12 protein-coding genes are annotated in these 13387 nt (G+C 56.1%); 5 read left to right on the plus strand and 7 right to left on the minus strand.

Features of this window, described 5'->3' with window-relative positions:
- Positions 1-365: 365 nt before the first annotated feature.
- Together AB4Y89_RS23040 and AB4Y89_RS23045 are read right to left on the minus strand one after the other, a co-directional pair.
- Entirely contained in the window at positions 366-2834 is a 2469-nt protein-coding gene (locus tag AB4Y89_RS23040; RefSeq protein ID WP_442303291.1) for an ADOP family duplicated permease, read from the minus strand.
- A gap of 272 nt (positions 2835-3106) precedes the next feature.
- Entirely contained in the window at positions 3107-4675 is a 1569-nt protein-coding gene (locus AB4Y89_RS23045; protein ID WP_442303292.1) for a Gfo/Idh/MocA family oxidoreductase, read from the minus strand.
- Between the two features lie 54 nt (positions 4676-4729).
- Between AB4Y89_RS23045 and AB4Y89_RS23050 the strand changes: the two genes are divergently transcribed.
- The 4 genes from AB4Y89_RS23050 (at position 4730) to AB4Y89_RS23065 (ending at position 7179) form a co-directional block, all read left to right on the plus strand.
- Positions 4730-5608, plus strand: coding sequence for a carotenoid biosynthesis protein (locus AB4Y89_RS23050; RefSeq protein WP_442303293.1), 879 nt, complete (start codon positions 4730-4732; stop codon positions 5606-5608).
- Between the two features lie 32 nt (positions 5609-5640).
- The gene (locus tag AB4Y89_RS23055) at positions 5641-6213 is read left to right on the plus strand and encodes a dihydrofolate reductase family protein (protein ID WP_442303294.1); all 573 of its coding nucleotides are present in this window, start codon (positions 5641-5643) and stop codon (positions 6211-6213) included.
- A 212-nt stretch (positions 6214-6425) separates the two neighbouring features.
- Positions 6426-6743, plus strand: a complete 318-nt coding sequence (locus AB4Y89_RS23060) for a hypothetical protein (protein WP_442303295.1) — start codon at positions 6426-6428, stop codon at positions 6741-6743.
- A 145-nt stretch (positions 6744-6888) separates the two neighbouring features.
- Positions 6889-7179, plus strand: coding sequence for a hypothetical protein (locus AB4Y89_RS23065; RefSeq protein ID WP_442303296.1), 291 nt, complete (start codon positions 6889-6891; stop codon positions 7177-7179).
- A 139-nt stretch (positions 7180-7318) separates the two neighbouring features.
- Here AB4Y89_RS23065 and AB4Y89_RS23070 read toward each other — a convergent pair whose 3' ends face one another.
- Entirely contained in the window at positions 7319-7738 is a 420-nt protein-coding gene (locus AB4Y89_RS23070) for a DoxX family protein (RefSeq protein WP_442303297.1), read from the minus strand.
- Positions 7739-8091: 353 nt separating this feature from the next.
- Positions 8092-8964, minus strand: coding sequence for an NmrA family NAD(P)-binding protein (locus AB4Y89_RS23075; RefSeq protein ID WP_442303298.1), 873 nt, complete (start codon positions 8962-8964; stop codon positions 8092-8094).
- 213 nt (positions 8965-9177) lie between these two features.
- Between AB4Y89_RS23075 and AB4Y89_RS23080 the strand changes: the two genes are divergently transcribed.
- Positions 9178-9813 carry a TetR/AcrR family transcriptional regulator gene (locus AB4Y89_RS23080; protein WP_442303299.1) on the plus strand — a complete coding sequence of 212 codons (636 nt, stop codon included), beginning with the start codon at positions 9178-9180 and terminating at the stop codon, positions 9811-9813.
- A gap of 205 nt (positions 9814-10018) precedes the next feature.
- On the opposite strand, the gene AB4Y89_RS23085 is transcribed toward AB4Y89_RS23080, so the two are convergent.
- From AB4Y89_RS23085 to AB4Y89_RS23095, 3 genes are all read right to left on the minus strand, one after another.
- Positions 10019-10507 carry a VOC family protein gene (locus tag AB4Y89_RS23085; RefSeq protein ID WP_442303300.1) on the minus strand — a complete coding sequence of 163 codons (489 nt, stop codon included), beginning with the start codon at positions 10505-10507 and terminating at the stop codon, positions 10019-10021.
- Between the two features lie 403 nt (positions 10508-10910).
- On the minus strand, positions 10911-11444 hold the full coding sequence (locus AB4Y89_RS23090; protein ID WP_442303301.1) for a hypothetical protein: 534 nt from the start codon (positions 11442-11444) through the stop codon (positions 10911-10913).
- Between the two features lie 376 nt (positions 11445-11820).
- Entirely contained in the window at positions 11821-13317 is a 1497-nt protein-coding gene (locus tag AB4Y89_RS23095; RefSeq protein WP_442303302.1) for a serine hydrolase domain-containing protein, read from the minus strand.
- Positions 13318-13387 lie beyond the last annotated feature (70 nt).

Raw genomic sequence — 13387 nt, forward strand, 5'->3', positions numbered from 1 at the left:
TCTGGAAATTTCATACAACCGAAATTCCCAGATTCCCACCGCCTCCACCACTACCTGAAATCAAAAAAACTCAGATACATAAACCTACCGAGCAAAAAGTGTTACCCATCTGCCCGGTCTAAACTGTTACCTATCTCCCAGGCTGCACAGAGTTAGAAGGAGATTGCGGCTTTAGCCGCTGAGGGCTTGCATCTAGTGTGGCGAGTCTAAAGTTCGCGACATAAATCATGAAAAGCCTGCCATCCGAAGCGTTGAAAAGCAGGTCCTTCACTAATCACCCTAGCGAACAAGTTCGCTGGGGACCCGAACGTTCAGGATGACAACATTATGACAAGAACTTCTGGGACACCACACTAGGTTGACGTCTACTCCGCGCGCAGCGCTTCTACAGCGTTGACTCGCGCAGCCCGAGCGGCAGGAATGGCAGATGCGATTACAGCTGCGGCCAGTATGACGAAGGCCGACAAAATGAATGCAAGAATTCCTGGCTGACGTACTTCCGTGATGTATATGGCAATCCCATGTGCGAAGGCGATGCCGGAGATAATGCCGGCGCCGACTCCGATGCCGGCGATCGCAAGCCCCTGCAACAGAACATCGGCGAGAATATTCTGGGGCTTCGCTCCCAACGCAATGCGGATTCCAAACTCGCGCGTACGCCCACTTACCGAGAAGGCAAGTACACCGGCAACGCCGACAATTGAAATCAGCAGGGCGACGGCCGCAAATCCACCGAAGACAAGGGCGTTGAGTTTGTCAGGTGTCATCACCTCGGCGCGAATGTCATCCAGTGTGCTGGCCTTCTCGATCGGTTGATCCGCTGAAATCTCATGAATCGTGCGGGTGATAGCAGGTGCAAGCGCGTAGGGATCATTGGTCCGGGTGCGCACGAAGAGCCGTCCCTGCCAGCCTTCCTGATCGGTCGGTTGGTAGACGGTCATGGCAGGCGATGGAATGATGTTCTCGTCGTCGATATCAGGCACGACGCCGACGATGCGGCGCGGCTCATAACCGATGCCAACGAACTTCATCACGCCATCGGTCCAGTGCAACTCGCGATTCAGCGCATCGCCATTGGGGAAGAGAGCTTTCGCAAGGCTCTGACTGACGATGACCACTCGCTCCGAGCCGGCTTTGTCTGTGTCTCTGAAATCGCGGCCTCCAAGGAACGGCACACCCAGCGTTTCGAAATAACCGGGCGAGACTGACCGGAACTTTGCGCGCCAGTCATCCACGCCGTTTTTGCGCGTTGAGCCTTGTGCTGCAAAGGTGAAGCTGATGTTGAGGCCCTGATCGTCACGCCAGGGAACGCTGAACCCTGTGGAGACATGATCCACGCCGGGCAGAGTGCTCACGCGGCGTGCAACATCGTGATAGAAGTTCTGGACCTGCTCAGGAGTCCTGCCGTACGTCAGCACCGGCAGATTCACGGCAAGAACGCGCGAGGTGTCAAAAGGCGGCCGCGTGTTCTCGAGCGTATAGAGCGTGCGCATCAATACGGCTGCGCCGGTCAGCAGAAGAAACGAAGCAGTAATCTGCATGACGGCGAAGATCCGCAGCCGCCGGCTGCTGCTTCCCGTGCTGCCGCGTGATCCGCTGCTGGTGAGGCTCGTACCAAGTTGGCCGCCCGCTGAAGGCAAACGAGGAACATACGCAAGGAAGACCGCTGCGACCAGCGCCAGTGCAATGCCGAACCACACCAGATTGAAGTCGAGCGTCAATCCGTCGGCGCGTACTGAAAAACGCGCGGCATAACGGCCCAGAACGGCAACCGTGGGCCATGCGAGAAGAAGTGCGGCCACCACTCCGCTGCCGCAAAGCACCAGGCTTTCGGCTAACAGCGAGCGGCGCAGCGATGCCGTGCTGGCTCCGAGCGCAGCGCGAACGGCGAGCTCAGATTCGCGGCGCACGGTGCGGGCTAATACGAGGTTGGCAACATTGGAGCACGCAATCAGAAAGAGCAGGCCCGCGGCGGCAAACAGCACCCACAAAACGGTGTTGGCGCGCGCATTGATCTGGTCGTGCATGCGCTTCACATCGATCTGGTAATGATTGTCAGGTTTGTATACGTCAGAATGCGCAGCCACAATGGCGGCATGGCGTGCGCGCAGCTCCGAGCGTGCAGCGTCCAGCGTGGCGCCCGGCGCCAGGCGGGCGAACACCTCGGTCATGCGATGCTCACGGCCCGCGACCATCGTGGCGGACAGATGGTGCGGGCTGGTGACGACGTTGGCGATGATCTCGGTGACAACGGGATAAGGAACCGAGGGTTCGAGCACCCCGACGATGGTTGCGTTGCGTGGCCCACCGAAACTTTCTAAATGGACCTGCTTGCCGAGCACGCCTGGATCGCCGTGGAGCGATTCCTTCCAGAAGCGATAGGTCAGCACTACGGCTCCCGCCGCGTTCGGGCCATCATCGGATGTCGTCAGCAGGCGGCCCAGCACCGGACGCAGCCCCATCACTTCGAAGTAGTGACCGTCCACAACACCCGCCGGTATCTGGCGCGGCGTACCCAGGCCGATGAGCGTGAAGTCCACCGGCGAGAAGGTGCCAAGCTCCGTAACGGTCTTGAGGTCTTTGCTAAGATCGTCGATTTCAGGAATCGAAAAGTTGGTGTTCTGTTCGCCAAGGCCGGGCGCGCTCTGCCGAACATAGAGCAGGCGATCTTCGTCACGATTCGCCAGCGGACGCAGCAGCACCGCACGCACCACGCTGAAGATGGCTGCATTGGCGCCGATTCCGAGTGCCAGCGTGATGGCGACGGTAAACCACAGCGTGCGGACGCGCCAAAGCGAGCGCATAGCAATTTTCAGATCGCGGAAGAATGACATGCATGTCCTCGATTTCCAGACTTCGCCCACCGGTTCACCGCTTTTACGGGAGTACCGGAAATTTGGAGACGTCAATGGTAATTGTCTCGACAATTTATGTTGATATCAACATATTGGAGCCGATGTCAAGAGGACTCTGCGTGTCTTAACCATCAAACTGCGTTCACCGGTTTACACTAGCGAACCAGTGAACGGGCTCCAGTACGAAATGGATGGGGCACCCAGCGCACGGGTGCCCCATCCATTTCGTTACGAATTAATAACTCGGGGCATCAGGAAAGAGCCCAACCGGAACGGTCTTGCCGCCGTATAAACTGCGCCGCCTCAGGACAATTTTTCGCAACCATCTTCGGTCCATCCCATTCGATCTTGTGGCCGGCACGCAACGACACGCAGCCCAGCAGCATGATCTCCGTCAGACGCGCGGCGACGTCAAAACGCGAGTAGCACATCTCGGGCTTGTTTTCCTTGATGGCAGTGAGCCATTCCTGGGCATGAGCAACAACGCTGTTTCCGGCGTGATGGTTGCGAGGAATCCGCTCCGGATATTGCGCCATGGCCGGGTGTTTGAGGTGGTGGACGAATTTCTCTTCACCTTTCAGCTTCACGAAGAAATTGGTCCCATAGTCGTCGGGCGAAAAGACCGTGCCACCGTCGCCAATCAGCAGACAACCGCTGTCGGGAACTTTGCCCTGCAGCGCCACGATGTCGGCAGTCAGTTCGATCGGCGGCTTGTTGGTCAGGTCATGGCCGCCACGGGCTCCCGGGTCGGGTTGGCCGCCGTCGTACCACCATAGTGTCACCGCATCGTGCTCAATCTTTTTGTAATGGTGGAAGAGATGCGGATGCTCGACGGGGATGCGGCCGTCGCGCTTGGGAAAGTCAAAGCGGATTTTGGAACCGAGGGGATACGATTCCTTGTTCATCTGCCCGAGAGGCATCGCTTCAATCTCAGTCGGGTAATCGAGGTCTAAAGCACGAAACGGCATATTGACCGTGTGGCAGGCCATGTCACCCAGCGCACCGGTGCCGAAGTCCTGCCAGCCGCGCCAGTTAAACGGTGCGTAGATTCCTTCCCGATCGTTTGGTTTACGGCGATCCTTATAGGGCCGCACCGCAGCCGGACCAATCCAGGTATCCCAATCTAAGGTCGCAGGAACCGGGTCTTCTCCGTCCGGGCGCTCCATTCCCTGGGGCCAGATCGGGCGGTTCGTCCAAACGTGCACCTCATGTACTTGTCCGATGAGTCCGTCCTGGATCGTCTCCACTGCGCGGCGCAGACCGTCCGTGGCGCTGCCCTGATTGCCCATCTGCGTCACGAGCTTTTTGTCGTGCGCCATCTCCCGCAAATAACGCGCCTCATAGATCGTTTGCGTCAGCGGTTTCTGGCAGAACACCGCCTTGTTCTTTTTCATTGCCATCGACGCCACAATCGCATGCATATGGTCCGGTGTCGAAACCGTTACCGCATCAATCTGATTGCCCATCTGATCCAGCATCTGCCGGAAATCTTTGTAAAACTTCGCGCTCGGATATTTCCTGGTCTGCGTCTCATACGCCGCGGAACCGGTATCCACGTCGCACAACGCGACGATGTTCTCACCGGCGCAGGCATCGGTATCGCTGCGGCCTTTCCCGCCGATTCCGATGCAGGCGATGTTCAACTTACTGTTGAGATTCTGTCCGCGCACAAATGCAGGCGCACCAAACGCGAGCGCACCAGCGGCCAGAGAGCTCGTCTTGATAAAGTTACGGCGGTCGACACGCAGGGGTACGGCGGCCTCAGGAGTTCTCAGAGAGGGAAATTTTTCAGTTGTTTTCGACACGCGCACAGAATACACCGCCGCGTTTGCTGGCGTAAGCCTTCAAGGGCCTCTCTCACATAGACTTCACATATGCCGGTGAATCGCCTGAAGAACGATCAGAGCCGGCTCCTGCTATGGGGACTGCTGCTTCTGTACCTGATAGGCAGGACTCTCCAGCCTTTTGCAGGGAGGGTACCGAATCTCATCATTGTTATCTTCCATGTGGTTCCTCCTGTACTTTTTGCTGTGCTACACGGAGCACGCGTCTACCGTTTGCGTGGCGTACTTGTCTTCACGGGCCTATCTCTCGGGGTTGGAGCACTTTTGGAAAGCGTGAGCTTACGGACGGGCTTTCCGTTTGGCCATTACCGATTCACTGACCTGATGGGACCGAAGATCCTTGACCTTCCCATACTGCTTGCTCTGGCCTATGTCGGGATGGGTTATTTGTCGTGGGTCGTCAGCGTTGCACTTGTGGGCGGCGAAAACAGGCCGCTGTCGGGCGGAAGAATCGTCTGGACGCCTATGATCGCCAGTTTCGTCATGACCGCATGGGACCTCTCGATGGAAGCAGTCTGGGCGGATGTCGATCACGGCTGGGTTTGGCGGGATGGCGGCTCGTATTACGGAGTGCCGACCAGCAACTTCCTGGGCTGGCTTCTGACCGCATACGTCTTCTATCAGCTATTCGCGTTCTATCTCCAAAACCAAGAGACCCTGCCAGCGCGCAAGAGCCATTACCTTCCAGCCATTTTGTTTTACGCTCTCTCTGCACTGGGAAATCTTCTGGTGATCGCGCCTTCTTCCTTGGGGAGCGTTTTCGTAGACGCGACAGGCAAAGAATGGATGATTTCGAGCATTCTTCGTACATCTCGTCTCGTTTCCATTTTCCTGATGGCGCCTTTGAGCCTGGTGGCCTGCGTCTCTCTGTACATCTCGGGACATGCTCGCAACGCAGACTCTTCTTGAACAGATGATTGGTGTAAACGGGAGGTACTTGCATGGCAAAGCTGATCTACATGATGAACACGTCACTCGATGGCTACACCGAAGACGAGCAGGGTGGCTTTGGCTGGGGCGCTCCCAAAGACGAAGAGGTGCACACCTGGATCTTCAAGCATGTCTCGTCATTTCGCACCTGCCTCTATGGACGGAAAGTCTACGAGACGATGCTGTACTGGGAGACCGCGCATACGATTCCCGATCAGCCGCAGTTCGTGCTCGATTTTGCCAGGCAGTGGCAGGCGGCCGAGAAAGTCGTTTACTCGAGAACTCTCACTGAGCCGCGCAGCACACACACAAGAATCGAGCGATCTTTCGATCCCGATGCAATCCGCAAGTTGAAGGCGGATACCGGGCACGACATCGCCGTGGCAGGCCCTGAACTAGCCGCATGGGCGATACAGGCAGGGCTCGTCGACGAGTTTCAGATGCGTATCTGTCCCGTGGTCATCGGCGGCGGAAAACGGTACTTCCCGAGCGGTGTCCGGCTGGATCTGGAGCTGATCGAGGAGCGTCGGTTCCGCAACGGCGAGATCTTCCTGCGGTATGCGGTCCGCGGCCAACCGGGGTGAAGATTTGGTCGTTGCGCGCCGGGTAGTTGCCGCCGCTGATTTTTCTATCGCGGGCATGGAAAACCGCACTAGAGCATTTTTCCTGTAGGTGTAGTGCAGGGCTTCGGCATCTATGGGCGTTTTCCGCAATGAAAACGCCGCTGCACGCCCCTTCCGGGATACCCAGCAACAGGAAAAATGCTCTATACTGGCGCGCACAAAAGGAGGTTCCCATGGCAACGTCAACAGTAACGGCTGCCGACCCAATCACCTGCGATCCCGAGCATTACACCGTGGAATTCGAGAACGAAAAGGTCAGAGTGCTCCGGATTCGATATGGACCCCACGAGAAGTCACCCATGCACAGCCACCCGCCTCTCGTAGGTATCTTTCTAACTCCTCATCACAGCCGGCATATCTTGCCGAATGGCGAGGTTCTTAACATGCAGGGCAACGCGGGAGATGTCCAATACCTGGACAGCATCCAACACGCTCCAGAAAATATGAGCGATGAACCCTTTGAGGTGATTGCAGTCGAGTTGAAATCCTGAACGGCAACGTCTTTGCTACCGGCAGGCAGACCGATCCCGGATGACGTCTGGCGGAAACATCCAGAGTTCCTCTCCGCCAGCGCTTCCTGACAACAAAGTCTACATTTTGTCGATATCGATCGATATGGAACGGAGACTGTGCCAGATGTTTACGACGATACTGAGGAAGCCAAGCGCATTTCTTCCCATTGCGATGTCTCTTCTTGCGCTGGCGGATGTTCTGATTACGCTCGCAATTTTCGGTGTTCCGCATGACAAAGACGAAGGGACAGCCGCCCACATTTGGCAACTGCTGATGGCGGGGCAGGTGCCTCTGCTCCTCTTCTTCGCCGTTACATGGTTGCCCCGCGCGCCCAGAGAGTCCCTGAAGGTCATTGCCGTGCAGATGGCAGCTGCGCTTGCCGCGCTGGCCCCGGTGTACCTGCTTCACTTGTGAGAGTTCGTGACAAATCGCCAATTCTCCTATCGACGAGAGGCGCTTCTTTATCCGCTGCGAGAGCTGCCTCGATGAGTGCGTTGTCCTGTTCTCGCCATTTGAGCTTTAGCTGTCCAGAAGTTAAAGGACGACGTGTTCTTCATATCGACCACCTGTTTGCGCGCATGCAGCGTCTTAATACATACGAAGCAAAGACGAACGCCATGACGAGAATCGGATCAAATTTATCCCAAGTACTGCCACCGCCATTCAGTTGTGAATAGAACGCCAGTGCAAGGTCGATCACGAGACCGGCATAAATCCACTCAGTCAATCGAGGCACATTAGGAATCAGAAGGCCCACGCCACCAAGGATGTGGGTCACGCCAATCAGAGGGATGATATAGAGCGGGTATCCGAGCTGCTGATTGGCGATCCTCCATTCGTCGGGATCATGAATTAGATATAACCTCCCGAAGTACACCCAGGTGAAGGCGACAAGGCCGGTTATTACAGTCGCGGCTATTTGAGTCGCTCGACCTGCCCGCGCGGGTTTATCTATCGTGTGTTCAGCTTTCATATTGAAGCGACCTTCTTCCTGCGGTTTAAATGGTTTGAATCGTTCTGCAATAGATCGGTTCTTGTACGCGACTAAATTCAACGCACTGCATGAGTGGGAAGGCCTCCGGTGCGCGCATTAATCGAGGGCTTTCTGCATCCTTCACCACAACAGAACAGGTGAGGGTGCCCTTGCCACGAGCAGCGCCCTCGATCATGTCTACTCGCGACGGATCGGCGCTCGCCTTCGACGGAACCGGCCGATCAGCCGTCCGGTTCCGCCGGTCGCACTCAAAACAAGAACATTCCTCGATTTTTCTTGAAGCTAGCGCCGCAGTTCCCAAGGAACCGGGGCTGATTCACCTTGCCCCGGACTTACGCCTTGACAGCGTTCTGCGCAGCCGCAAACACATCGCGTGCGGACGTCGTACCCGCTACGTGCTCCGTACCCGTGATTCCGAGGTCCATCCATCCCGCATTAACACTCTCAAACATTTCTTCGGCAGGCCCGGTGTGGCCCTTCGGGATGCCGAACTGCTCGAACGCTTCCGCCCATCCCGCACGCGGCACCGCAAAGGCTTTTACGTCGAGTGTCAGGACTTCACCCAATTGTTCGGCCACTTCATCCGCGCTTACCATCGAACCCAGCTCGATGACGCGATGCCCTGACCACGCCGGCCCGGTCAGAAGCGTTGCCACCTCTGCGCCGATGTCGTCTGACGCAACCATTGTCGATTTTCGGTTTGTAGGATTGTAGAAGACCGGTAGTGTTCCGCCCTGGGCGACCTGTAAGCCGAAAAGAAAGTTTTCGAAAAAGCCGCCTGCGCGTACAAATGCGACCGGAGATGGCAGGGTGCGAAGACCTTGCTCCAAGAGTGATAAGGCCGTGATCATCCCCACACCGGTTGTTCTATTCGCGCCCATCGACGAGAGCGCTACCACCCGCGGAGGCACCACCTTGGTCAGCACCTCGACATAGTTCGCAATCACGCCCTTTGCTTCTCTGTAATCAGGCGAGGGTGCCCATACAGCCGGCAACATAACAAATGCGCCCTCAACACCTTTGAGCGCCGCCGCTATGGCTGTCGCATCGTTCCAGTCTCCATCCACCAACTCCACGCCTTGGTCTGCCCACTTCGCTGCTTTCTCGCGATTGCGCACAAGTGCCCGCACCTGTTTGCCTTGCTTCAGCAGATGCCGCGCGGTGGCGCCACCGACTTTTCCCGTAATGCCCATGACTAAATACATGCTCGTGTTCTCCTTTTGCCTCGTATTTGGCAGCCCATCCAAATGAGCGACCTGAGCATTAGAGACCTGAAAAAACCATTGGTTACAAATTAATCAGTGGTTATGTAACCAATGGATATAAATTAACAATCGGTCGAAAAAGTCATCAAAAGGGACTAAGGTATTGAAGTGACATCCACATCACCAAGTCGCCGGGTAGAGCGCAAGGAGAGGTTGCGGGGCGAAATCCTTGCGGCTGCCAGCAAAATGTTTGCCGATCGCGGCTACGAAGCCGTGACGCTTCGCGAGATCGCTAAAGAGATCGGCTATACCCACGCGGTGATTTATCAACATTTCCCCGACAAATGGCACATTCTTGCCGAGTTGAGCAGCGAGACGATCGGGCTGCTGATTCAGAACTTCGACGCGATTGCCGCTGAACATCTTGTGCCGAAGGAGCGCCTTTTCGCGACTTCACGCGGCTTGATTCAGTTCTGCACTGCCCATCCACAGCAGTTCCGCAACGTCTTCTTCGGGCCGGAGAGCCGCAACGGCATTCGTGCTGGACAATATATCGACGACATTGGCAGGCCTTTGTTCCAACGTTTCGTACAGCTCTTTTTCGATGTTGCCAAGGATGAAGGATTACCAAGTAGGGATGACATCGTGGTAGCCCACACCTGGTGGTACACGATCTTCGGCCTCGCCACGCTCATGGTCATCCAGGGGGTTGTGCCAGACTTGCCTGACCAGACTCTCGTGATCGAGCAAACGATTGCCACGCTTTGGGCGGGCGTTCAGGCTGTTCCGCGATTGCCAAAGAGCGTAATCAGTAAGCGAACCGGCCGGTCCAATTCCTCAAAGCGATAACAGCTTCTGCCTGCTCAGGAGTTGTTGGAGGTATGCCCGTGGAGTGCTAGAGCAATTCTCCTAAAGGTGTAGAGCGGAGTGCTGGCTATTTGCGCCGTTTTCCGCAAAGAAAACGGCATTCGCGGATCTATCCAACACCACAGTATTAGGAGAATTGCTCTAACGCAGAGAATTGCAGGACACGATGAAAGTCATGGGATTCTTATCAGGGATTTGGTGTATTCGAGTCTCCAGACAAGATCGTCGACCAACGCTCACGGCGCTGGTTTTCCGTTGTCTGCTCAACGCGCGTTGCGATTGTCCACATATGCCCGGCCGGATCCTGAACCCATCCAATCCGGTCTCCCCAGAAATGCGTTTCTACCGGCACCACAAGCCTGCAACCGCGCTTGAGTGCCCGTTCCACAGTCGCGTCGACATCTTCCACGTAAAGATAGATGACAACAGGAGAGCTTCCGTCAGGATTTGGGGGGCGAGTTGGAACCTCCGGGTTCTCGCCCTCAATCATGAGCATCGCAGCACCGAATAGCAACATCGCATGCTGTGCCCGCCCGTCAGGGCCTGGCCGACGGACGCCTTCGACCGCGCCAAGCACGTCGCAACAGAACTCGATCTCTGCCTCAACGTCGCTACAGTAGAGCCTTGGGATAATGGCTGAGGCTCCCTCGGGAACACCTTTGTATTGACTTGCCATATACATTCCTCCTGGCGCATCAGCGTAGTGCCAGGAGAGCTCGATTGTCTTGTAGAAATGGAAAGTCCTGAGCGCTCGCCAGTGCTGAAAACCGTGCGACACCCGCGAGAAGATCGCTTACATTGTCTTGTCTTCGTTCTTGCCTTGCTTAAGGGCCGGCTTTAGCCGTGCCGTATAAAAAGCAGTAAGAGCGCGGCTTCAGCCGCTGAGGTACATTTTCAACTTCTAGTGCGTGTCTTCCGTTTCTAACGGAATGACTCTGGTACCTCAGCGGCTAAAGCCGCGATTTCGCGGAGCCTGTGCGGGACGGCTAAAGCCGTCCCCTTAAGCAAGGCATTCGCACCTGTGGTGCGAAACGGTCGCGCCAGGCGCGACGAATGGTTGAGCAATGCGAGAAAGCCATTTAACGCGAACGCCGCCTGCGCCGAGTCGATGTACTGCACGCCTGCGCCGGATAACGCGTGCCATTAACGAGGACCCATCCATCATCCAGATGGGAGTTGGTCGCGCAGTGCGTGTCGTGCACACCGGCTAGCGGATGAATGCGTTTGCGGATATCGCGGGAGGACGTGATGTATCCCTGTCCATAGGCATAAACTGCGTCGCCCCTGGATGCGGTCACGACACCGTCAAGGCTGTCGTTGGAGACGATCTCGACCGTAACCTTCGATCCGTCACTGGTGGGGACGTTCAGAAGAATCACCTGATGCGCCCCGGTACCAGTGGAGCTGGCGCGCTGCTCGAAGGAGTCGGCAATGGCCGTGCCGCAGACCATCACGTTGTCGAGCTGGGCGTGCGAGTCTCCGCTGTTGTCATGCAGGAACTGCAGCAGCGTGGCATTCACCTCCGGCGTGCACGACGTAGGAACCGGCTTAGTCGCGGCGAGAGCGGATGTGGAGACGAAGATAAGAGCAGCCAGAACAAGAGAAGGCTTCATTGGGGAGTGCCTTTCGAATTGGTTGTAACCGCCTCACAGATAACAGGGCAGACGGTCACGTAGAAAGTATCAAACCACGCCTCTGTTGCTCGCAGGTAATTTTGTGCCGCTGCCGAATCACCGTTGTGTGTCAACAAATCCGAGACAACCCATACACCGGGTGCCCCATGTCCCGGGGGCATGCTCAAAGTCGCGGGCGGCAACCGTTAAAACCTTTTTCGAGATGGATGTGAGATGGTAGCGAGCTTTCGCCACCCCATCTTTTTCGTAGTGTGCATACTTCCGAACCGGTTCGTGGCGAATGGGATTAGTCCTAATAAACGCTCATCTCGTGAGTGATTCGGAGGTTACTGACGAGAAGCCGACTTGTCGTTATTTATATTTTCCTCGCCTCACGCTGATTCGTACCGGAAACCACAACGCACCTAGCCACTAGACCTTCGCGGGTTCTTTCAAAGCGGAAGGTCGCAACTCCCGTCTGCAAGGTGAAGTACTCGTCCCGCGTCTCAGGCAGCAGCTCAACTGACCCCGCGAATCCGAAATGATACGTCGATCCCACGCTATAGGATCCCGAGATGTAGGGTTTCCCGTCTCGTATGGTGACGGTAAGTTTGTCCTGCCCATCCTTGTCGGCCTGATCATAAGTTCCCTCCAAGCCTTTCAGCGAAGCTGGATCAAGTTTGATCAAAGTGTGCTCGGCAGGCTGAAAGTCTGGCCAGGCATGCTCATGGGCGATAGCACGAAGAATTTCGGTGATGAGCTTTTCGCCCTGTTGTCCATTGGTCATTATCACGACGCCTGGTCCGTTGTCGCGATACGCTTGCAGCACGGAAACGAAGCCTGTATTCACGCCGAAATGATCAAAGCGAGGCGTTGCACCCGGCTTCTCCACCTCGAAACCTAAACCCCAATTGTCTTTCTGGCGGGTCAGCATCTCTTTCGCCAAAGCTTGAGTAAGAACCTTATCCGATGTTCCGGCGTACTCCTTCTGCACTTCGATTGCGGCGCGCGCGAGGTCGGTGGGCGTTGACCATAAACCTCCAGCAGCCATCTCGGGAACGGTATGGAAGCCGCCCGGGATAGGTGTGCCATGTGATCCGTATCCCAGTGCTGCCCTACTGACGAGATTGGATGGCAGCGGTTGTTCATACGTGCTGCGAGTCATGCCCATGGGGCTGAGTACCTGATCGTGCATGAGTGTTGAGAAACTTTTCCCCGTTGCGTCCATCATCATCAACTGCACGATCATCATGCCGCCGCCTGAATAGCTATACACCGACCCCGGCACGGTTTCGACACGTACCGGCGGTGAGCTTGCCGGTTTCAGCCCATCGAGGATTTGAATCACTGTTGGGAGGGGTTGACCCGCTTCGTAGCCGCTGAATCCGTGGACATTCACGCCTCCACTGTGGCTGAGTAATCGACGGAGCGTCACCTTCTGGCTCGTCGTGAACTCATTATCGGGAACGTGCCATGAATGGAGTTCGTTGTTTACATTCTCATCCAGCTTCAGTTTGCCGCTTCGTACTAGACTGAGCGCTCCAAGCGCAGCAATCGGTTTGCTGATTGACCCTGCCTGAAAGAGTGTCTCGGGGGTAACCGGACTACCTGCTTGTACGTCTGAGACCCCGTAAGCCTTTGTCCATTGGATCTTTCCGTGGTCGAAGTACGCAATGCTGACACCTGGTACATGGTAGTAGAGCATTCTGTCGGTCAGATTCATCGCTGCAGCGGGTTGCCCTTTGATGACGACGGACGGTAGTAAACCATTCTCGATATGAGATATCTGCGCCTGCGTGTCCGCGTTGGATATGGGTTGCTGTGCATGAGCCTCGTAAAATGCTAGGGTTGTCACGACCACGATGGCGAACAAAGGGGTGCGTCCATACCGCCTAATCCTGTGCATGGAACCTCGCAAGAGCAACGGATCTACTGTCTATAGC

The organism is Terriglobus sp. 2YAB30_2, from assembly GCF_052114765.1.
GTDB lineage: Bacteria > Acidobacteriota > Terriglobia > Terriglobales > Acidobacteriaceae > Terriglobus.